This window comes from Salinivibrio proteolyticus, assembly GCF_027286365.1.
GTDB lineage: Bacteria > Pseudomonadota > Gammaproteobacteria > Enterobacterales > Vibrionaceae > Salinivibrio > Salinivibrio proteolyticus.
On record NZ_CP114584.1, the window covers coordinates 2,724,078 to 2,745,976 of the forward strand.

The 21,899-nt window shown below is 52.1% G+C and carries 19 protein-coding genes and 4 tRNA genes; 4 read left to right on the forward strand and 19 right to left on the reverse strand.

The window, feature by feature from the left end:
- Nucleotides 1-350: 350 nt before the first annotated feature.
- The gene (locus N7E60_RS17420) at nucleotides 351-608 is read left to right on the forward strand and encodes a carbohydrate-binding protein (protein ID WP_408642350.1); all 258 of its coding nucleotides are present in this window, start codon (nucleotides 351-353) and stop codon (nucleotides 606-608) included.
- Between the two features lie 77 nt (nucleotides 609-685).
- Here N7E60_RS17420 and rlmB read toward each other — a convergent pair whose 3' ends face one another.
- From rlmB to N7E60_RS12805, 14 genes are all read right to left on the reverse strand, one after another.
- Complete coding sequence (rlmB, locus tag N7E60_RS12740; RefSeq protein ID WP_069589701.1) at nucleotides 686-1,420, reverse strand: 23S rRNA (guanosine(2251)-2'-O)-methyltransferase RlmB; 735 nt, start codon at nucleotides 1,418-1,420, stop codon at nucleotides 686-688.
- 3 nt (nucleotides 1,421-1,423) lie between these two features.
- The gene (rnr, locus tag N7E60_RS12745; RefSeq protein WP_069589703.1) at nucleotides 1,424-3,919 is read right to left on the reverse strand and encodes a ribonuclease R; all 2,496 of its coding nucleotides are present in this window, start codon (nucleotides 3,917-3,919) and stop codon (nucleotides 1,424-1,426) included.
- 208 nt (nucleotides 3,920-4,127) lie between these two features.
- Nucleotides 4,128-4,748 carry a flagellar protein MotX gene (gene motX, locus N7E60_RS12750; RefSeq protein ID WP_069589705.1) on the reverse strand — a complete coding sequence of 207 codons (621 nt, stop codon included), beginning with the start codon at nucleotides 4,746-4,748 and terminating at the stop codon, nucleotides 4,128-4,130.
- 201 nt (nucleotides 4,749-4,949) lie between these two features.
- Nucleotides 4,950-6,248 (reverse strand): adenylosuccinate synthase, encoded by a 1,299-nt coding sequence (locus N7E60_RS12755; protein ID WP_069589706.1) that lies wholly within the window; start codon nucleotides 6,246-6,248, stop codon nucleotides 4,950-4,952.
- 125 nt (nucleotides 6,249-6,373) lie between these two features.
- Nucleotides 6,374-6,559: a DUF2065 domain-containing protein gene (locus N7E60_RS12760; RefSeq protein WP_077457593.1), complete on the reverse strand. Its 186-nt coding sequence runs from the start codon at nucleotides 6,557-6,559 to the stop codon at nucleotides 6,374-6,376.
- A gap of 98 nt (nucleotides 6,560-6,657) precedes the next feature.
- The gene (hflC, locus tag N7E60_RS12765; RefSeq protein ID WP_077457591.1) at nucleotides 6,658-7,548 is read right to left on the reverse strand and encodes a protease modulator HflC; all 891 of its coding nucleotides are present in this window, start codon (nucleotides 7,546-7,548) and stop codon (nucleotides 6,658-6,660) included.
- A 2-nt stretch (nucleotides 7,549-7,550) separates the two neighbouring features.
- Entirely contained in the window at nucleotides 7,551-8,717 is a 1,167-nt protein-coding gene (gene hflK / locus N7E60_RS12770) for an FtsH protease activity modulator HflK (RefSeq protein ID WP_069589710.1), read from the reverse strand.
- 49 nt (nucleotides 8,718-8,766) lie between these two features.
- Nucleotides 8,767-10,059, reverse strand: a complete 1,293-nt coding sequence (gene hflX / locus N7E60_RS12775) for a ribosome rescue GTPase HflX (RefSeq protein WP_069589711.1) — start codon at nucleotides 10,057-10,059, stop codon at nucleotides 8,767-8,769.
- Between the two features lie 27 nt (nucleotides 10,060-10,086).
- Nucleotides 10,087-10,365, reverse strand: a complete 279-nt coding sequence (hfq, locus tag N7E60_RS12780; RefSeq protein WP_069589712.1) for an RNA chaperone Hfq — start codon at nucleotides 10,363-10,365, stop codon at nucleotides 10,087-10,089.
- Between the two features lie 77 nt (nucleotides 10,366-10,442).
- Complete coding sequence (gene miaA / locus N7E60_RS12785; RefSeq protein ID WP_269597673.1) at nucleotides 10,443-11,384, reverse strand: tRNA (adenosine(37)-N6)-dimethylallyltransferase MiaA; 942 nt, start codon at nucleotides 11,382-11,384, stop codon at nucleotides 10,443-10,445.
- Entirely contained in the window at nucleotides 11,377-13,335 is a 1,959-nt protein-coding gene (gene mutL, locus N7E60_RS12790) for a DNA mismatch repair endonuclease MutL (RefSeq protein ID WP_269597674.1), read from the reverse strand. The genes miaA and mutL overlap by 8 nt, the downstream gene beginning before the upstream one ends.
- A gap of 1 nt (nucleotide 13,336) precedes the next feature.
- Nucleotides 13,337-15,028: a LysM peptidoglycan-binding domain-containing protein gene (locus N7E60_RS12795; RefSeq protein ID WP_069589716.1), complete on the reverse strand. Its 1,692-nt coding sequence runs from the start codon at nucleotides 15,026-15,028 to the stop codon at nucleotides 13,337-13,339.
- 1 nt (nucleotide 15,029) lies between these two features.
- Nucleotides 15,030-15,500 carry a tRNA (adenosine(37)-N6)-threonylcarbamoyltransferase complex ATPase subunit type 1 TsaE gene (gene tsaE / locus N7E60_RS12800; RefSeq protein WP_069589718.1) on the reverse strand — a complete coding sequence of 157 codons (471 nt, stop codon included), beginning with the start codon at nucleotides 15,498-15,500 and terminating at the stop codon, nucleotides 15,030-15,032.
- A gap of 30 nt (nucleotides 15,501-15,530) precedes the next feature.
- On the reverse strand, nucleotides 15,531-17,003 hold the full coding sequence (locus N7E60_RS12805) for an NAD(P)H-hydrate dehydratase (protein ID WP_269597677.1): 1,473 nt from the start codon (nucleotides 17,001-17,003) through the stop codon (nucleotides 15,531-15,533).
- Between the two features lie 81 nt (nucleotides 17,004-17,084).
- Between N7E60_RS12805 and queG the strand changes: the two genes are divergently transcribed.
- A complete protein-coding gene (gene queG, locus N7E60_RS12810) occupies nucleotides 17,085-18,212 on the forward strand; it encodes a tRNA epoxyqueuosine(34) reductase QueG (protein ID WP_269598593.1) in 1,128 nt (375 codons plus the stop codon).
- Nucleotides 18,213-18,685: 473 nt separating this feature from the next.
- On the opposite strand, the gene N7E60_RS12815 is transcribed toward queG, so the two are convergent.
- The 5 genes from N7E60_RS12815 to orn form a co-directional block, all read right to left on the reverse strand.
- Nucleotides 18,686-18,761 (reverse strand) — tRNA-Gly (locus N7E60_RS12815).
- A gap of 18 nt (nucleotides 18,762-18,779) precedes the next feature.
- Nucleotides 18,780-18,855: transfer RNA gene (locus N7E60_RS12820), tRNA-Gly, on the reverse strand.
- A gap of 30 nt (nucleotides 18,856-18,885) precedes the next feature.
- Nucleotides 18,886-18,961 (reverse strand) — tRNA-Gly (locus N7E60_RS12825).
- A 38-nt stretch (nucleotides 18,962-18,999) separates the two neighbouring features.
- Nucleotides 19,000-19,075: transfer RNA gene (locus N7E60_RS12830), tRNA-Gly, on the reverse strand.
- A gap of 132 nt (nucleotides 19,076-19,207) precedes the next feature.
- On the reverse strand, nucleotides 19,208-19,753 hold the full coding sequence (gene orn, locus N7E60_RS12835) for an oligoribonuclease (RefSeq protein WP_269597678.1): 546 nt from the start codon (nucleotides 19,751-19,753) through the stop codon (nucleotides 19,208-19,210).
- Between the two features lie 79 nt (nucleotides 19,754-19,832).
- Here orn and rsgA point away from each other — a divergent pair, with 79 nt between their 5' ends.
- Nucleotides 19,833-20,885 carry a small ribosomal subunit biogenesis GTPase RsgA gene (gene rsgA, locus N7E60_RS12840; protein ID WP_077641283.1) on the forward strand — a complete coding sequence of 351 codons (1,053 nt, stop codon included), beginning with the start codon at nucleotides 19,833-19,835 and terminating at the stop codon, nucleotides 20,883-20,885.
- A 102-nt stretch (nucleotides 20,886-20,987) separates the two neighbouring features.
- Entirely contained in the window at nucleotides 20,988-21,851 is an 864-nt protein-coding gene (gene asd, locus N7E60_RS12845) for an archaetidylserine decarboxylase (protein ID WP_069589725.1), read from the forward strand.
- Nucleotides 21,852-21,899 lie beyond the last annotated feature (48 nt).

Here is a 21,899-nt window from a genome sequence, read left to right on the forward strand (position 1 = left end):
AAGCCAATGCCGAGGCCAGCGCCATCATTAAGGTGGTGGTACCGGGTGAAAACCAAGCCCCTACTGTGGCACCTATCGCCCCTGTTAGCCTGAAAAGCGGTGAGCAAACCCGCGTGACGATTGAGGCATACGACCCAGATGGCGATACACTCAGCTACACCTACCGTGCATCCGGCGATCTGGCCGTTTCTGGCACCGGTGATCAGGTGACGCTGACCGCGCCCACCGTGACGGAGAATCGCGACTATGTGGTCACGGTCGAGGTCAGCGATGGCGACAAAACCACGCAAGCGCAATTCACAGTAACCGTGACGCCGGCCAGTGGCTTACCAACGTGGGATGAAAATACCGTGTATGTCGGCGGCGATCGCGTCCTTTATCAAGGGGTTGAGTATCGCGCCAAGTGGTGGACCAAAGGCCAGCGCCCAGACCAAGGCGATCCATGGGAGCGCGTCGGGGATAGCCAAGCCAACCAAAGCAGTGAATGGCAAGCGACCGTTGCTTATTCCGGTGGCGATGAAGTTGAATATAACAACCAACGCTACCAAGCCAAGTGGTGGACGCAAGGCGAAAAGCCGGGCAGCGCCGCGGTCTGGCAATTGCTGTAACGGTTTTTCACTTCCCTCAATGACAAAACGCCCCAACAGGGGCGTTTTTCTTCAGCGGTGGACAAGAGACAAGGCACTTAACGACGCTGACGCACCGCTTCATACAAACAGACGCCAGTTGCCACGGACACGTTCAAGCTCGACACGCTACCCGCCATTGGGATCCGAATCAGCTCATCACAGGTTTCACGCGTCAAACGGCGCATGCCATCTCCTTCTGCGCCCATCACTAAGGCGAGCGGCCCCACCAATTTGGTGTCGTAAACATCATGATCGGCCTCACCCGCCGTGCCCACAAACCACACGCCCTGCTCTTTGAGCGCACGCATGGTTCGCGCTAAGTTGGTGACGCGCACTAAAGGCACGACTTCAGCGGCGCCACAGGCGACTTTTCGCGCCGTAGCATTGAGCTGAGCGGATTTATCTTTCGGGACAATCACTGCACTGACTCCCGCCGCATCCGCGGTACGCAAGCACGCCCCCAAGTTGTGGGGGTCAGTTACCCCATCAAGCACCAGCAACAAGGGGTTCTCGGTATTGGCGAGGATCGCCTCCAAGTCATTTTCGTTATACTGACGGCCCGCTTTGACACGTGCCACAATCCCTTGGTGCGACGCACCTTGGGTTTTGTCGTCTAACGCTTTGCGGCCGACTTGCTGAATACTGATCCCCAGCATCGCTAATTCGTTTAGTACAGGCACCAAGCGTTCGTCTTGACGGCCTTTTAGCACCATCACGTCAATAAAGCGAGATGGATCAGTCGCAAGCACGGCTTGGACGGCATGAATGCCGTAAATGGTTTCATTACTCATGGGTTACTTCTTTTTCTTGACCGCTTTAGGTTTTTGCTTCTTCGCCTTTTTCTTGCGTGCTTTTTCCGCAGGCGACTTACCTTTGCCCTTCTTGCCTTTTTTCTCTGCAGGGGCCTTGTCTTCTTCAACGCTAGGCACGGCGCCACGTTTCAGTTGCTGACGCACGGACATTCGCTCGCGACGGGCTTGTGGGTCTTTATTCGACTCCGCACGGCCTTTCTTGCGTTTGTCACGGGCTGTTTTCCCCGGGCGACGGGCTTTGCGCTCAGAGCCTACCAGCTCAAAGTCGATTTGTCGCTCATCCAAGTTAACGGCTAAGACTTTCACGGTCACCTGATCACCGAGTCGGAACACACGTCCCGAGCCTTCACCGACCAAGCGTTGACCCACCATATCAAAGCGATAGTAATCATTATCGAGGTTGGAAATATGGACCAAACCGTCGATGTGTAACTCATTGAGGCGAACAAAGAAGCCAAAACCAGTAACATTGGCAATCACGCCTTCCAACTCATCACCAACGTGATCTTGCATGTATTCGCACTTAAGCCAATCAGCCACATCACGGGTAGCATCATCAGCACGGCGTTCGGTTTTCGAACACTGCTCGCCGAGCACATCCATATCGTCAAACGAGTAGTGGTAGCCACCGGTCGGGGTCCAACGGTCTTGGTTTTTACCCGCTTGTTTGGCAATCAAGTATTTGAGTGCACGGTGCAACAGCAAATCCGGATAGCGACGAATAGGCGAGGTAAAGTGTGCGTATTGCTTGAGTGCCAAACCGAAGTGGCCTTGGTTATCCGCTTGATACACCGCTTGCTTCATCGAGCGGAGCAACATGGTTTGGATCAGTTCACTGTCAGCGCGACCATGTACCACATGCATCAGTGCCGCGTAGTCTTTCGGCGTCGGCTCAAGGCCGCCGCTGAGACTCAAGCCTAACTCGCCTAAGAAATCTTTAAAGCCACTGAGGCGCTCTTCGCCCGGCGCTTCGTGGACACGATAGAGTGCTGGCTCTTTGTGTTTTTCCACAAAACGCGCCGACGCGATATTGGCCAAGATCATACACTCTTCGATGATCTTGTGCGCATCGTTACGCTCCACCGGCACAATACGGTCGATTTTACGCTGTGCGTTGAAAATAAACTGGGTTTCCACCGTCTCGAACTCAATCGCCCCGCGTTGTTGGCGAGCCTCACTGAGCACTTTGTACATATCGTGCAAGGTCTCTAAGTGCGGTACCAGAGAACGGTAGCGCTCACGCAACTCCTCATCGCCTTCAAGGATGTGAGACACCTTGGTATAGGTCAGACGCGCGTGGGAATTCATCACCGCTTCGTAATGCTTGTAACCAGATAACGCACCTGACTCAGAAATCGTCATCTCACACACCATACACAAGCGATCGACTTGCGGGTTCAGCGAGCATAAACCATTGGAGAGCACTTCCGGCAACATGGGCACCACTTGATTCGGGAAGTACACCGAGTTACCGCGGTTTTGCGCTTCTTTATCCAACGCCGAATCAGGTCGCACATAGTAGCTGACATCAGCAATCGCTACCCACAGACGCCAGCCGCCCGAGCGTTTACGTTCGCAATAGACCGCATCATCAAAGTCGCGGGCATCTTCACCATCGATGGTCACCAGTGGCAAATCACGCAGATCGACACGGCCCTCTTTGGCTTTTTCTGGTACTTCCTCACTCAAGCTTTTCACTTGCTTGAGCACGGCATCCGGCCATTGATGGGGAATATCGTGGGTGCGCATCGCAATTTCGATTTCCATGCCAGGCGCCATGTTCTCGCCCAGCACTTCAACAATCTTACCGACAGGGTTGGTTTGTCGGGTCGGGCGCTGCATGATCTCGACCACCACCACATTGCCCATACGCGCACCTTGGGTTTGCTCTTTGTCGATCACGATGTCTTGACCAAGACGGCTATCATCGGGCACGACAAAGCCCATGCCATCTTCCACAAAGTAACGACCCACGATCTGACCTTGGCGCGCCTCAAGCACACGCACTACACGGGCTTCTTTGCGACCACGCTTATCGGTGCCGACACCTTGGGCTAAAATCACATCACCGTGCATCACGCTACGCATTTGATGGTGCGGTAACATCCAATCATCGTGATTGCCTTTGCCTTCTGGGCGTAGAAAGCCAAAGCCGTCTCGGTGACCGATGACAGTGCCTTTAACCAAGTCTAATCGCTCGGGTAAGGCGTAGCACTGGCGACGGGTAAACACCAATTGGCCATCACGCTCCATAGCGCGCAGGCGTCGACGTAAGCCTTCATACTGTTCATCACCGGCGAGCCCCAAGTGTGCGAACAGATTGTCTCGACTTACCGGCGCTTTAAAGCTGCGTACGACCTCGAGTAGGTGTTCACGGCTAGGGACGGGATTGTCATATTTTTCTGCTTCACGAGCTTGGTGCGGATCGGCCGCAATGCCTGTGGGCGTATTTTTTGTCGAACCTGTGTCTTGCGACATAGACCTTTTCCTATTGGCGTATGTTGATTTCATTATATCTGTTAACTGACGCTAATGCGCCGCGATGATCGCAGTTTGACGTTTTGTTTCAGCGTCTTGCTTGTAAACAACGAGAGGAATATGGCGCAGGCACCATATCGAATCAGATTGGAAACAGATGAGTGGTAAGGAGTATAACGAATTTGTGTGACAAAATCGCTTATTGTGCTTACCAATAACTGGTGCGACGTTTGGCGCGCGCAATAATGTTTTGTGGCATACGCGCTTCTAGCGCAGCACGCAGCTGAGCAATCCGATTGCGAGTTTGGGTGTCCGCGGTAATAGTTTGGTACAACCAACGGTAAGCATCTTCATAATCGAGCGGCGAGCCGACATCATCCACTAGCAGCTCAGCCAGTAAGATGCGTGCACGCGTATCCCCCAGCGAAGCCGCTTCACGCAGATAAGGAATGGCTCGGCGCTGGTCCTGCTGGACGAGCGTGCCATTGGCATAATAGCGTCCTAGTTGCTCGAGTGCCGCGGGCAAGCCTTGTTGTGCCGCCAGCTTCATGTAGTAAACACCCAGCTCCGCATCCTGATCCACACACACGCCCCACGCCAGCATATCACCGTATAAAAACTCATAGGCGGGCGATCCAACACGGGTGGCACGGGCTTCAATATCTTGGATCAATTGGCACTCGTCCTGCTTCACCCGTTCAAGGTGAGAGTTAGTTTCGAACAAGGCAATCAATTCGCTCTCTTCATACACAGGCACAGCGGGGCCGACGTCCGCTTTGGCCGCTGCTGTTGACAACAAAAGAGAAAAAACTAGCGTTCGAAACTTCATGCCTACTCGCTATCAAAACAAAAAACTAAGCAGCAGCGTCAGGGCTACCTGTGCCTTTTTTGTATCGGCGCTATGTGAAATGACTTTAGCAAAGGCGGCAAGTTTTTTCCGCTATCGCGCGATCTCGATTCCAAGCTGGGCGAAAAAAGCATTAAAAAAGCCAGCGACAAAGCGCTGGCTTTTATCATTCAAAGCAATTGCTTATTCAGCAAACGGATGTACTTTGATGATGGTTTCGTTACGGTCAGGACCGGTTGAAATAATATCAATCGGCACACCGGTCAGCTCTTCGATACGCTTGATGTAATCGAGCGCCGCTTGCGGCAGTTCGTCGAGAGATTTCACCCCAAAGGTGTTCTCGCTCCAGCCAGGCATGCTTTCATAGATAGGCTCGATATTTTCGTACGCGTCAGCGGCCAGAGGGGATACCTCAACGGTTGAACCGTCTGCCATCTTGTAACCGGTACAAATTTTGATTTCTTCCAAGCCGTCCATCACGTCAAGCTTGGTCAGACAGAAACCTGACACAGAGTTGATTTGTACTGCACGACGCATCGCAACCGCATCAAACCAACCACAACGACGTTTACGGCCGGTGGTCGCACCAAATTCGGCACCTTTAGTACCAAGGTGCATGCCAATCTCATCATCCAACTCAGTCGGGAATGGACCCGCACCAACACGCGTACAATACGCTTTAGCAATACCCAAGATATAGCCAAGGTGACGCGGACCAAAACCAGAGCCTGCAGCAACGCCGCCGGCAGTGGTGTTCGACGAAGTAACGTACGGATAAGTACCGTGGTCGATGTCTAGCAAGGTGCCTTGTGCACCTTCAAACATGATTTTGTCACCACGTTTGCGGGCATCATCAAGCTCTTGAGTCACGTCCATCACCATACCAGTGAGGATGTCCGCTTGCTCCATGACTGTCGCCAAGGTCTCTTCATAGCTCACAGGCTCAGCCTTGTAGAAATGCTCAAGCTGGAAGTTATGGAATTCCATCACTTCTTTTAGCTTTTCAGCAAAGGCTTCTTTGTCGAACAGATCGCCAACACGCAGACCACGACGTGCCACTTTATCTTCGTACGCAGGCCCGATACCACGACCGGTCGTACCGATGGCTTTCTTACCGCGTGCTTGCTCACGTGCTGCGTCAAGCGCAATGTGATATGGCAGGATCAGAGGACAAGCTTCTGACAGGAATAGGCGCTCACGAACCGGCACACCGCGCGCTTCCAGCTCACCCATTTCTTTCAGCAGAGCGTCCGGCGACAGCACAACACCGTTACCGATGATACATTTAACGTTGTTGCGAAGGATACCAGAAGGAATCAAGTGTAGGACGGTTTTCTCGCCGTCGATGACAAGAGTATGACCAGCATTGTGACCGCCTTGGTAGCGAACCACGTATTTTGCGTCTTCAGTCAAAAGATCAACGATCTTTCCCTTACCTTCGTCACCCCATTGGGTGCCGAGAACTACTACGTTATTACCCATCTTTTTCGATATGCAGCTAGTTAAAAATGGATTCTAGCACCTTCAAAAAACGGTTGCAGTTATTTTTTAACCATAATGTCGTTTTCTTACCATGGGCTTGTCACGTCAAGCTGACAGCCCCTTGGTTAACTCAAGAGGTAATAGGCGAATACCGCACCGATCACCACCAAGCAACCTCCGATACGTCGCAACTGATTATCCGGCTGCTGGCTCAGCTCAGTCACCATTTGTCGCCATTGCTTGGGGAATAACATGGGCCCTAGCCCTTCGACCACCAATACCAGCGCAAGCGCTCCCCATAATGTCGTCATAATTCATCCTCCCACATTGAATCTTGCTGTGCGCGAAAAGCCGAAGACAAAAAAAAGACAAGGCGCAGTGCCTTGTCTTTTCTCGCGGTTATTGCGGTTTATTTATTGATCACGTCAGGCTGCTTCATGTATTTGAAGAAGTCACTTTTCGGATCAACCACCAGCATATCGCTCTTACTGTTAAAGCTTTTACGATAGGCTTGTAGCGAGCGTACAAAGCTATAAAACTCAGGCTCTTTCTTGAACGCGTTAGCAAACAGCTTCGCCACTTCTGCGTCAGCTTCACCACGGGTGATCCGCGCTTGACGCTCTGCTTTAGACAGAATAGTCGCCACTTCTAGCTCAGCTTGCGCGCGAATAATTTCCGCTTGCTCACGCCCTTGTGCGCGATGACGACGGGCAACCGCCTCACGCTCAGCACGCATACGTGCATAAATAGACTCACTGATTTCACTCGGCAGGTTGATACGCTTGATACGCAAGTCAATCAACTCAATACCCAAATCACGTGAACCTTCGCTCGCCGCACGATCAAGGACACTTTTCATGACCTCATCACGCTTTTCAGACACGATTTCTTTAATGGTTTTGCTACCGATTTCGGCACGCAAGCCATCCGCGACACGACGCTGCAACAACGACTCGGCAGTCAGTTTGTTACCACCACCAGTGGACAGGTAATACTGGCCAAAGTCTTTGATACGCCACTTCACGTAAGAGTCAATAATGACGTCTTTTTTCTCGGCGGTAACAAAACGGTCAGCACGGTCATCCATGGTTTGGATACGCGCATCGAGTGTGTTGACGCGATCAAACAATGGCAGTTTGAAATGCAGACCCGGCTGATAGATTTTCGCCACGTCGTTATCCGCTTTAAGCACGCGCCCAAAACGGACCACGATGCTACGTTCGCCTTCACTTACCACGAAGATCGACATCAAAAAGACAACAACGGCTAGGACGACAACAGGGATCATCATCTTACGCATGCTTAGTATCTCCCTTCTCGTGATGAACCAGAACGCGGCGCCGACTCTTGCTGGGTTGGCTGTGCGCTTTGCTCAAGCTCAATACCATATTGGCTGCTCGACGTCTCTTTACGCTGGTTCGGTCCAACGGCTGCACCTCCCATTAGCTTATCGAGTGGGAGATATAACAGATTACTGTTGCCGCTTTGCGAATCCACCATCACCTTACTGGTGTTGCTGTAGACTTCTTCCATGGTCTGAATATACAGACGGTTACGCGTTACGCGTGGGGCTTCACGGTACTCAGGCAAGAGTTTCTCAAATTGAGACACTTCACCTTGTGCTTCGTTAACCGTACGCTCTTTGTAACCCAATGCGGCTTTTTTCAAGGTTTCCGCACGACCGGTTGCTTTTGGCAATACGTCATTACGATAGGCTTCAGCTTCACGGATAAAGCGCGCTTCATCCTCTCGTGCTGCAATCGCATCATCAAACGCGTCTTTCACTTGCTCCGGTGGACGCGCATATTGGAAGTTCACATCCACCACCAACAGTCCCATGTCGTACTTGTCGATGATTTTGTTGAGTTCCACTTGGGTACGCTCACGCACTTCTTGACGACCACGGGTGATGATATCGTCCATCAAGGAGTCACCGACCACCGCACGCAACGCTGAATCTGTCGCTTGACGCAAGCTATCGTCAGCATTGGTGACGCTGTAAAGATACTGCTGTGGATCCATCACGCGGTATTGTACGTCCATTTCAACGTTCACCACGTTCTCGTCTTTGGTCAGCATAAGACCCGAGCTGTTCAGAGAACGGATAGATTCAACGTTGACAGTGCTGACCGTGTCCACGAAGGTAGGTTTCCAGTTCAAACCAGGCTGCACGATCCGGTCATATTGTCCAAAACGCAGTACTACACCCCGCTCGGCTTCGCCGATGGTGTAGAACCCAGAGATCCCCCAAACAATCGCGCCAATCAGTGCAAGTACACCTAGACCGGCGACGCCTCCCCCAAAGGATGGGCCTTTGCCTTTACGGCCTCCGCCGCCTAAGCCACCGAGTTTGCGGCTTAGTTTGTTAAATAGTTCATCAAGATCCGGTGGCCCTTGATTCCGGCCACCACGATTGCCCCAGGGGTCTTTATCGGGACCGCCATTGTTTCCTGGCTCATTCCACGCCATTCGCGCTCTCCATCAAATTGATCTGACGATAGTTTTTTACTTTAGCAGCCTAGTCGCTGACGATAAAGTCGCCAAGGTGACTGCCTTCTCTTTTTTCCAGCCGATACCAATCTGTTTGTGGCAAACGCACATCAACGAGTAAGTGACCATCGTCTTGGTACTCCTCGTGCACAATGCAGCGCATCTGACAAAACTTACTGTGCATTCGGCCCGCCATGCTTGGTGGCAACCGCAGGCGATGTTTCACCATGGTGCCAGCCAAACGCTCGGTGAGGGCTTCAAATATCAGCGAAATTCCTTGTCCGGATAGCGCCGAGACCCATACCGCTTGTGGGATCCCCTCGTCGTCTCGTTCAATACGAGGTTCAGCGCGTTCTAGACTATCGATTTTATTCATGACAATCAGACGAGGCACATCAGCGGCGTCAATTTCTTCTAGCACGCTGTTGACCGCTTCCATATTGTCACGGTACCTGTCATCACTGGCATCGACCACGTGCAGCAGCAAGTCCGCTTCTTGGGTTTCTTGCAAGGTTGCTTTAAATGCAGCCACCAAGTCGTGCGGCAGGTGGCGAATAAAGCCCACCGTGTCGGCAAGAATTGAGGGACCAACATCCTCCACTTCAATCCGGCGTAAAGTCGGATCGAGGGTGGCAAACAACTGATCCGCGGCATACACACCCGCTTCAGTGATGCGGTTAAATAACGTTGATTTCCCAGCGTTGGTATAGCCTACGAGTGAGATAGTGGGCACTTCCGCGCGCGCTCGCGCACGACGCCCCTGCTCTCGCTGCTTGGCAACTTTTTCCAACCGACGAAGAATCGCTTTTACCCGATCTCGCAATAATCGACGGTCAGTTTCCAACTGGGTTTCACCCGGCCCGCGCAAGCCAATCCCACCTTTTTGCCGCTCAAGGTGAGTCCAGCCTCGCACCAAACGCGTTGACAGGTGGCGTAGCTGGGCCAGCTCTACCTGCAACTTACCCTCATGGGTGCGTGCACGTTGGGCAAAGATGTCGAGGATCAAGCCGGTTCGGTCTAATACCCGACACTTAAACAATTGTTCCAAGTTACGCTCTTGCGCCGGTGATAATGCGTGATTGAAGATCACGACATCGGCACCGACTTGGCGTACGGTGTCAGCGACTTCTTGCGCCTTACCCTCACCGACAAAATACTTGGGATGTGGTGACTGACGGCTGCCGACAACAACTTGCAAGGCATCGACACCCGAGGACGACACCAGCATTTGAAACTCGCTGAGATCGTCCCACTCGCCATCATGGGTAAAATTGATATGAACGAGTACAGCCTGTTCACCGGCCTCGTAACGGTCAAACAAGCAAACAGCTCCTTAGCAAATGAATGCTCACTCCTCAGGTTTATCCTGCTGACGATCACCGTGTGAACGCTCGGCAGAACCCTGGTTATTGTTATGGTGGCTGACTGGACGTGCAGGCACGACGGTTGAGATCGCGTGCTTATACACCATCTGGTTAACCGTGTTTTTCAGCAGAATCACGAATTGATCAAACGATTCAATCTGGCCTTGCAACTTAATACCATTCACCAAGTAAATGGAAACGGGAATACGCTCACGACGTAGCGCATTTAAGAATGGGTCTTGTAATGATTGCCCCTTAGCCATTATTTCTTTTCCTTATTTGTTTGTAATTGTAGTCAATCTAAGCGGTTAAGCAGCGTCCTTGTCAGGGACAGTATACATTAAGTCTCTGTCTCTGCCGCCAACGCTTTTGTCACCGTTTGTAAAGATAGTGACGGCGAGTCACTATCAAGCCAAGTCACATTTTCCCAGCCGCGAAGCCAAGTAATCTGACGTTTGGCCAACTGGCGCGTCGCGCAAATCCCACGATAAACGGCTTCTTCATGGGTGCAACGTCCGGCCAAATAATCCCACATCTGGCGATACCCCACGCAACGAATCGACGGCAAATCCGGATGCAGATCACCTCTTTCGTAAAGCGTGCGTACCTCCTGTTCAAACCCTGCCTCTACCATCTTGGCAAAGCGAAGTTCGATGCGGCGATGCAACTCTCCTCGATCCTGAGGAGTGATTGCGAACTGGTGAACCTGATACGGCAAAGGATCACCTTTTTTCTCCGTTAGCGCCGTTAATGTGTGTCCGGAAACCCGGAATACTTCTAACGCACGCATGATGCGCTGCGGATCATTGGGATGGATCCGCGCGCCCGCAACAGGATCAATATGGCATAACTGCTGATGCAATGCCTCCCAACCTTGCTGCTGCGCCTCTTTTTCTATCGCGTCGCGCACCTCAGGATCCGCACTGGGTAGCGGTGATAATCCCTCAAGCAACGCTTTAAAGTACAACATTGTGCCCCCCACCAGCAGCGGGATTTTGCCTTGGGCAACAATCTCTGCCATCGCGGTGAGCGCATCGTCACGAAAGTCGGCCGCCGAATAGGCTTGCGACGGATCGCGAATATCAATTAGGCGATGCGGGGCCTGAGCCAATTCATCAGCCGTTGGTTTGGCAGTACCAATGTCCATGCCGCGGTAAATCAATGCCGAATCCACACTAATAATTTCCACCGGCAATGTCTTACGTAACGCTATAGCCAGATCCGTTTTTCCGGAGGCAGTCGGCCCCATCAGAAAAATGGCCTTGGGCAACGGATTAGTCATGCTGTAATGCTTCTATCGCTGTGGTCAAGTCAAGACGTTTAAACACGCGCTGATAGCCATGCTGTAACGCCTCGCCCTGCCAATATTGTTCAATTTCCGAAACGGTCTGTACCGCTTGCGCAAGGCTGACGTGATCCGATGCTACTGTCAACTGCTTTGCCAGCCAACTCCACATGCTTGAGCTGTGATCTTCATGGGGTTGATCTGGGGTTAATGACAATAAAAATGCCAACAAGTCGGGAATAAAAGCTTGGAGGTTGGACTGGCGCAGTGGCTGACATACTGTCATGACCATCAACTGTTGTCCTTTTACCTTTATATGGATTCCAAAGCGCCCTAATAAGGTTTGATAGTGCTCAACCGCCTCACATTCTTGAGGCGACGCCGACATCCGTTGCGGGATCAATAGCGGCTGTGCCACTAACCCTTCATCAAGGGCGGGTCGCAACGCTCCCTGCTGACGCCATGTTTGCAAGGCTTGATAATCCGCCAACCACAATGCATCGTCGCGCGCGATCAGCACATAGTGACCGTGAGTCACGGCAAGCACTTTGCCTAACCCACTTTCTGTACGGGCGGGTCGATCGCTGACATCGGCGACCGCCGCCTCCACCGTTGACACAGCCTCAGACACGGCTGGGGCTGATGTTTCCGAGAGTGTGGCGGTCTGCGCGTGCGGCTTTTGTTCTGACGCGTAAGGCGTCATCAGTGCCTGATACGCTTGTGTCGCCTTTTTAGATGGTGGCGCGGGTTGCGAGGAAAACGCGCGATCCCCCGACCATTCGCCTGATTGCCCACGCTCGCGGACCGGCTCCTTGCGCTGGCCGGGATAATCCGGAAAACGGTTCACCGCGGTTTGGTAGTCACTAGCCACCGCAGATGGCCGTGTCTGATAGCTAGCCTGTTCGCGGACCTCACCGGTTTCATTGTCCACCCCCTCTAAGACGGGAGAACTGGCCTGCTGTAACGCATCAAAAATAGCTTGGAAAATAAAGTCATGCACCAAGCGGGCTTGATGGAATCGCACTTCATGCTTCGCGGGGTGTACATTCACATCCACTTGGTGCGGATCCACATCAATGTAAAGAACAAACGCCGCATATTGGTCAGGGGCAAGGCTTTGCTCATAGCCTTGACGAATCGCATGGTTAATCAGCTTGTCTTTCATCATCCGCTGATTGACAAAGCAGTGCTGCATATCATTTTGCTGACGCGCACCTTCTGGCGTACAAATCCATCCCCGAAGCGTCATATCATGATGGGTCAGCTCCACACGCAATGCATGGTCAACAAACTTTTGCCCACATACCGCTTTGAGACGACGCACCGGATCGCCCTGTTCAGGCACTCGCCGATACTGACGCACAGGCGTACCGTTGTGACGCAAGTTAATGGTGATATCGAAACGGCTCAGTGCGATACGGCGCAACAGCTCATCAATATGGCCAAATTCCGTTTTCTCGGTACGTAGAAACTTACGTCGTGCGGGTGTATTGAAAAACAAGTCCACCACTTCCACGGTACACCCCACAGGATGCGCCGCAGGCTTAACACTCACGGCCATATCACGGCCTTCGGCATACGCTGACCACGCTTCTTGCTGTTCGGCAGGACGCGAGGTAATGGTCAGGCGAGAAACGGAGCTGATACTCGCCAGCGCCTCGCCGCGAAAGCCTAAACTCATGATCGCTTCGAGATCATCCAAGGTGTGGATTTTTGAGGTGGCATGCCGGCTCAACGCCAACTGTAAGTCTGCTTTACTAATTCCGCTGCCGTTATCACGCACACGGATCAGCTTACTGCCGCCTTTTTCAATATCGATATCGATACGGGTCGCGCCCGCATCAATACTGTTCTCGACCAACTCTTTGACCACAGACGCTGGCCTTTCGACCACTTCGCCCGCGGCGATTTGGTTGGCCAAGCGAGCCGGTAAAATCTGAATGGCCATATCAACTTCCCGGAATGATTAACGTCTGCCCCACCGCCAAGGTGTCAGAGCGCAGCGAATTAGCTTGCCGCAAGCTTTCAATGGTCACGCCATAATTGGCGGCGATTTTTCCTAAGTACTCGCCACGTTTGACTTTGTGCTTGCGATCCGGCGTCGTGGCACCGGGAATCGACAGTTTTTGCCCAACCCAAAGCGTATCCGATTTCAGACTATTGGCTCGGCGAATGGTACTGACCGACACCTGATAGTGCTCGGCAATCTTGCCCAGAAACTCGCCGCGGCTCACGGTATGGGTAACCGTACGCGTCGAAGAGACAGCGTTATCCCCCTTACCGGCGAGTTTAGCGACATCGACATTAGGGATAGACAGCACTTGCCCGACCCGCAACGTGTTGGAGCTTAGCCCATTGGCTGATTTAATCGCCGCGACCGAGCTTTGGTATTTATTGGCGATCAAAGACAACGACTGCCCCGCCGTGACAGTATGTTTTACCCCATTTTTACGGGCAGCGAATAAGGTGCCATCGGGCGGGAAATGTTCAAAATAATTACGGATCCCGTGATAGACCGCATCGGCAAGCCGGCGCTGGTGATCCCGTTGGAATAGGAGTCGCTCTTCTTGTGGGTTAGAGATAAACCCAGTTTCAATCAGCAAAGAGGGAATATCAGGCGATTTGAGGACAGCCAAACTGGCGTGCTCAGGGCTCGATTTATGCAGCTTGGTGACTTTCCCCAACTCTTTAAGCACCCGGGTCGCCACGTTATAGCCTTCTTTTTGCGAGTTGCTGAACTGTAAATCCAGCACCGCGCGACTGAGGTATTCATCTTCGTTGTTTTGTGCCAATAAGGACCCACCACCCAATAGATTGGACTGCTCTTCGTGCCTTTCAATCCAGCGACCAATTTCACTGTTCGCGCGGCGACGAGATAACACCCATACCGACGCCCCTCGTGGTTGAGGCTTGTGGAAACCATCGGCATGAATCGAAACCAATAAGTGGGCTTTGTGCTGGCGAGCAATCTCTGAGCGTCGATTCAAATCGACAAAGTAATCACCGGTGCGCGTGAGTACCGCTCGCATCCCGGGTACCGCATTAATGCGGGCGGCGGTTTGCTTGGCGATCGCCAGCGTGACGTATTTTTCAAATTTTCGTGTCGGGCCAACCGCGCCCGGGTCGTTGCCTCCATGACCGGCATCGATCGCCACGACGATGTCATCGGTGCCAAACGGCAACGCGGCCACCGTTTCTCGACGCTTCTTTTCCGCGGCACTCAAGTCGGGTTTATTCTTATCGACTTTATCAGGATGAGGCAAATCCACCACCAAGCGGTGGCCATACTCGCCGCCCGGGGCCAAAGCGAAGATGTGCGGCTTAGCCGCGTCTTTTAACTCAAACACCAATCGATAGGTGGACTTGGCAGGCGGGCTACTTTTGCGAATTTTAGTCAATATATCGCTGCCCTTGACCGGCTTTGGGAGCGAGGTCGCCAGTGAGCTCTGCTTTAAATCAATGACCAAACGGTCAGGTCGAGTCAGTGAAAAGTAACTAAAGTCTGGCGCATCCGCTAAATCGACCACGACCCGTGTTTCATTAGGCGCAGGCCAAACGCGAATATTTTCAATCTGATTGGCCCAGCCTGTTACGCTGAACAGACCCGCGATCATCAAGGTGCATAGCCGCTGCCACATCATGCTAGTCATCCCATTCTAAGCGATTGATAACCGACACACCGACTTCGGTATTTGCGGTCAGCGCCACCGTGCGTTGCTCGCCGTCATACTGCAAAGTGATATCAAGATCCGCATGAGGTAACCAGCCCTGCCCTTTTTCCGGCCATTCAATCAGGCACAGTGCCTGTTCATTGAAATAATCCCGAATCCCCATAAATTCCAACTCTTCTGGGTCTGCCAAGCGGTACAGGTCAAAGTGATAGACCTGCCAAGGCGGGAGCTGGTAAGGCTCGACCAAGGTATACGTCGGACTTTTGACGTTACCCGTATGGCCCATTGCTTGAACAAATCCGCGACAAAACGTCGTTTTTCCTGCGCCCAGATCGCCATGTAAATAACAGGTTGTGCTTTGCGTACAAGCACGGGCCAACGCTGCCCCAAGGGCAACAGTACTGTCGGCGTCTGCCAACTGGGTATGAAAAGTTTGGGTCATGCTACTACTGCGTCTCGTCTGTTGGCTTTATTAATCGATCAATCGCTGTAACTCGGGTAATAAATCACTGGCAAGCAAACCACGTTCACCGGCAAGTGCCGCTTGGTCACCGGCTTTACCATGAAGATAGCAGCCCATGGCCGCTGCATGAAATAAATCAACGCCTTGAGCGATAAAGCTACCAATAACGCCAGATAACACATCGCCCATGCCGCCAGATGCCATGCCCGGATTCCCCACATTGGCTACAGCATAATCTGTGCCATCATATACGATCGTGCCTGCGCCTTTAAGTACTACTACCCCGCCGTAGCGTGTCTGGATAGCTTTGACGGCGGCGAAGCGATCGAGTTCCACATCCGCCACTTCACAGCCCAATAAACGCGCAGCTTCTCCCGGGTGGGGGGTTAATACCCAGTCGTCTCGCTGTTGCGGATGGCGGGCGAGTTTATTGAGTCCATCGGCATCAATCACTTTAGTACCACGCGATCCAACCGCGATTTTCCACAGCGCGTCAGACCACGCACTGCTGCCAAGCCCCGGGCCAATCACCAAGTTTGTCGCCCATTCCAGTGCCTCACTCAGTGACTGCCCAGGAGCCCAACCTTGGGTCATTAATTCGGGTTGACGCGTCACCAACATCAGAGTGTGATCCGCTTGGGTCACGACTTTGACTAACCCCGCTCCCGTCCGCAATGCTGCCTGTGCTGACAACGTCACCGCACCGGCCATACCATGATCGCCGCCCAAACAAAGCACCCGACCGAACTGGCCTTTGTGCGCAGTGCGATCACGTTTGGGAAGATACCGTTGGCAAAGATCATCACTCATCAGCCAGCCGGCAGCCTGTGTCTGACGACCAAAGGCGGTGGCAACATTCAACCCTGCAAAAACGAGCTCGCCTCGGTGTGACATCGCTTTACCGGTCACTAACCCTTGTTTGAGCGCGATCAGCGTCACCGTGATGGTCGCATTGATTGCACATCCTTTGACACAGCCACTGTCTGCACACAACCCCGAGGGAATATCGACGGCAATCACAGGCACTTGGCTTTGATTGATGCGCGAGATCGCTTCGGCATAATCCCCCGTCACCGCACGGGAGAGACCTGTGCCGAGGATCGCATCCACAATCACATCAAATTGTTGCATGGTCGGTGCGCTGGAAACATTGGTGCCCCCGCAATCCCGCCACTCCTGAAACGCAGTGGCCGCATCCCCGGTCAGCCGCTCTGGATCGCCTAACGCCCACACGGTAACGTTTAATCCCGACGATTTAGCCAGCCGAGCAATCACATAACCATCGCCCGCATTATTGCCCACCCCACACACAATCAATATCCGTGCGGCATTCGGGTAACGCTGCGCTAACGTGTCAAAAACGGCTTGTCCGGCGCGGAGCATTAACTGGTACATCGGGATCTCAAGGGCCTTCGCCACGGCAATCTCACCCTCACGGACTTGCTCTGCACGATAAAAACTCTGTGGTAAACTTGCTGCCATCGAATGCCTCCATTCATTGTGCTTACACCACTTCACGGCCCAGGATTTCTCGCTATGTCGCACCCCACGCCCGATGCTTCAATTGATTTCAACCAATTAGCCCAACGTATCAAGCAATGGGGACAAGCGCTAGGCTTCCAGCATGTGGGGATCACGGATGTTGATCTTACGCAACATGAAGCGCAACTGCAGCGTTGGTTAGATCTGGGATATCACGGTGAGATGGATTGGATGGCGCGTCACGGCATGATGCGCGCGCGTCCACAAGAGTTGGTGCCCGGCACCGTACGCGTGATCAGTGTAAGGATGAACTACTTGCCGCCTAACGCGGGCTTTGCCACCACATTAGCCAATCCAACGCTGGGGTATGTGAGTCGCTATTCGTTGGGGCGGGATTATCACAAACTGATCCGAAACCGCCTCAAAAAGTTGGGCCAGCAGATTGAGGCTGAAGTAGGCCCATACGGATATCGTCCTTTTGTCGACTCTGCCCCTGTTTTAGAACGCCCGCTCGCGGAAAAAGCCGGCCTAGGCTGGACAGGCAAGCACTCGCTGATCCTCAACAAAGAGACAGGATCTTGGTTCTTTCTCGGCGAGTTATTGGTCGATCTTCCTTTGCCGGTCGATACTCCGGTCGAAAACCAGTGCGGTAAATGTGTAGCCTGTATGACCAGCTGCCCAACCCAAGCGATCGTCGCCGAAGGCGTGGTCGATGCACGTCGCTGCATCTCTTATCTCACGATTGAGTACGATGGCGTGATCCCACTCGAGTTTCGTCATGCTATCGGTAACCGTATTTATGGCTGCGATGACTGCCAACTGGTGTGTCCATTTAACCGCGATGCAGAATTAACCCTAGAGGCCGATTTTTATTGCCGCCCAAGCCTTGAGCAGCAGCCACTCACGACCCTTTTTAACTGGGATGAAGACAAGTTTTTATCCCTGACCCAAGGATCAGCGATTCGACGGATTGGCATACGTAAATGGCGGCGTAACCTCGCGATCGCGATGGGGAATGCCCCCTATGATGAAGATATCGTCAACAGCCTATCTGCACGACTCGGTGAAGATGACTTAGTCGATGAACATATTCAGTGGGCACTTGGCGAACAAGAGAAAAAGCGACTACAAATAAATGTGCAGCTTTTACCCACTGGCACCAAACGGCTGGTGCGCATTATCGAAAAAGGCCTGCCTAGAGACGCCTAACCGGCGGCTTATCACGGAAAGATGACGCTATTCACACAATGTGGAAAAGTCCATAAGTAAGCGCCGTTTTGGTGCACTTCTTGATAGTTAAACACATTGGTGGTGCATTAAGCGAGCAAGATCACGGAAGTGAATAAGATTGTGGAAAAGCGTTAAGTAAACTGGAAGAAAAAGATAAAAAACCACTTAAAATCAAGGTTTTGGGCTTTAAATGTATCGATTAGCACTGTACTACAAACACAAGGCACTTGATCAATATCTCACCATCCTCTCTCGCCGGAAAGAATTCATCAACCAGTTTATCCACAAGCATAGTTCTGTGGATAACTCTGTGCAATAACTGACGAAACCGCGCTATCACGCCGCCTTGAGAAAGGTTTGACGAAATAGTTAGCGAAAAATCAGGAATGATGCTTCACAGCATTAAAGAGAACGTTATAAAAAAACGTTGCACTGGTGTTTAACCAAGTGATTGGAGCGACACACGAGGTTCGAACTCGTGACCTCAACCTTGGCAAGGTTGCGCTCTACCAGCTGAGCTAGTGTCGCTTATACCGAGTTGTAATTTGGAGCGACATACGAGGTTCGAACTCGTGACCTCAACCTTGGCAAGGTTGCGCTCTACCAGCTGAGCTAATGTCGCATTGCCGATGCGTTACATCGAATTTTAAATTGGAGCGACACACGAGGTTCGAACTCGTGACCTCAACCTTGGCAAGGTTGCGCTCTACCAGCTGAGCTAGTGTCGCTTAGATCGACCTGATCCACATCAGATCGAACATTAATTTGGAGCGACATACGAGGTTCGAACTCGTGACCTCAACCTTGGCAAGGTTGCGCTCTACCAGCTGAGCTAATGTCGCTTTCAACAGACGTTTCACGTCGTTAGGGCTGCGAATTATACGAAGAAAAAACCGGGTTGCAAGTGCTGACGAGCAAAATTTTGGTTTTTTCTTTTGATCGCTCAAAAGAACACCAGATCGATGAAAATAAAATCAGATCGTCAGGATCCTTTCGCGATAGAACTGCAATTCTGCAATTGATTCACGGATATCGTCAAGCGCTAAGTGCGTTCCCTGCTTCGAAAAGTCATTCAATATCTCAGGCTTCCAGCGTCGGACTAATTCCTTCAAGGTACTGACATCCACGGTGCGATAGTGGAAATAGCGCTCTAGTGCTGGCATGTGACGATACAGAAAGCGTCGATCTTGCCCCACGCTGTTACCACAAATCGGTGAAGCGCCTTCTGGTACCCACTGTGATAAAAAGACGAGGGTTTGATCGATGGCATCTTGCTCACTAATGGTGCTTTGCTCGACGCGCGCCACCAATCCCGATTGAGTATGGGTGCGGGTACACCAGTCATCCATTTTGTCCAGTTCGCTTTGTGGCTGAGAAATCGCTAATACCGGCCCTTCTGCCAACACATTGAGCTGTGCATCGGTGACAATTGTCGCGATCTCAATGATCTTGTGGGTGTCAGGATCTAATCCAGTCATTTCCAGATCAATCCAGATTAAATTGTTTTCACTGAACGCCATTGAACTTGCCTTTTTTATGCGTAAACCATGTATCATACTGTGCTTGATATGAAAGCCAACTTAACCGATAAGAGTCATCGTGGCAAAAAAGAAAAAGCTTACCAAAGGCCAACTACGGCGCGTGCGATCCAACCAACAACGTCGGATCAAACAGCAAGATAATGATGTGCAATGGGATGACGCGCTGCTAGAAAATGCACGCGAGGGACGTGTGATCACGCGATTTGGCCAACACGCTGATATCGAGGATCCGCAAACTGGGATCATCCATCGCTGCAATCTGCGTCGTACCGTGCAAAGCTTGGTAACTGGCGACCGTGTGGTTTGGCGTCCGGGAAAAGAAACCCTGCATGGCATTGCCGGCGTTGTCGAGGCAGTGCATGAACGCCAATCGGTTCTGACTCGTCCCGACTACTATGATGGCGTAAAACCCGTTGCCGCTAACATCGATCAAGTGATCATCGTGGCCGCGATTTTGCCCGAGTTATCACTGAATATTGTTGATCGTTATTTGATTGCCTGCGAAGTCTTGAATATTCGTCCTCTGATCGTCATCAACAAGGTCGATTTGCTAGATAGCGAGGGGCGTGAAATGGTGGACGAATTACTCGACATCTATCGCGATATTGGCTATCCCATCGTGTTGGTGAGTGCCGATACCGGCGAAGGGATGGAGGCGCTAGAACGCCATCTCGATCAACATGTGAGTGTCTTTGTAGGCCAATCCGGCGTGGGAAAATCAAGCTTGGTCAATACGCTACTGCCGGATGTGGATGCGCAAATTGGTGACGTCTCTGAAAACTCAGGGTTGGGCCAACATACCACCACCGCCGCGCGTTTGTATCATTTTGACCAAGGGGGCGATCTTATCGACTCCCCTGGCGTGCGAGAATTTGGTTTATGGCATTTAGAGCCGGAACAAATCGCACAAGGCTTTGTCGAATTTCGTGACTATCTGGGTGGCTGTAAATTCCGTGATTGTAAGCACGGCGATGATCCAGGTTGCTTGTTGAGACAAGCCGTGGAAGATGGCCATATCAGCGTCGAGCGGTTTGATAGTTATCACCGCATTATCGAGAGCATGAAAGAAGCCAAAGACAACCGTCAGTTTTCACGTAACAAGCAAAACTGATCCAACAACGCGCCTCTGTCACTTCGTCATCGGATTGGCTACACTGCGCGGCTTAGCCGCTGCAAGGCGCGTAAACACTCTTTAACCATTCAGGACATAACCGTGCGAGACGATTTGAAAGTCGGCCTGCAATATATAGCGCCGAAACATGCCCTTACCCGAATGATGGGGAAACTAGCCAGCCTTAAAGGTGGATGGTTGACCACTGCTGTGATCAAATGGTTTATCAAGCAATATCAGGTCGATATGAGTGAGGCCAAAGTCAGTGACCCTGCCTACTATCGCACCTTTAACGACTTTTTCGTGCGAGAGCTCAAGCCCGCGTTACGCCCCATTGATGGCGATGCAGAGACGTTGGTCTATCCCGCCGATGCGTGCGTCAGTCAAGCCGGATTGATTGAGCAAGGACGTATTATCCAAGCCAAAGGCCACTCGTTTGATGTCACTGAACTCGTCGGTGGCGATCACGCCCTTGCCGACCAGTTTAAAGAGGGTCACTTTGCCACCCTTTACTTGTCACCGCGTGACTATCACCGTGTGCATATGCCATGTGATGCCGTGTTGCGTGAAATGGTCTACATCCCCGGCGATTTGTTTTCCGTCAATCCACTGACGGCAGAGAACGTGCCGAACTTGTTTGCCCGTAACGAGCGTGTAGTGTGCGTATTTGAGACTGAATTTGGGCCTATGGTGCAAGTTTTGGTGGGCGCAACCATTGTAGGCAGTATTGCCACCACATGGGCGGGTACAGTCACTCCGCCAACCGGTGGCAGCATTCGCCGTTGGGAATACCCGACAGAAGGTGAACAAGCTATCCGCTTTGCTCAGGGTGATGAAATGGGTCTATTTAAACTCGGCTCAACCGTGATTAACCTGTTCCCAGCAGGAGCAATCCGTTTTCACGATGACGTAGCCCCCGGCACCCCAACACAAATGGGACAGCCTTACGCGCACCGTCAGGCATAACAGCTGAAAATTGTGAGATAAGGGGCATTTATGCCCCTTTTTTGTCGC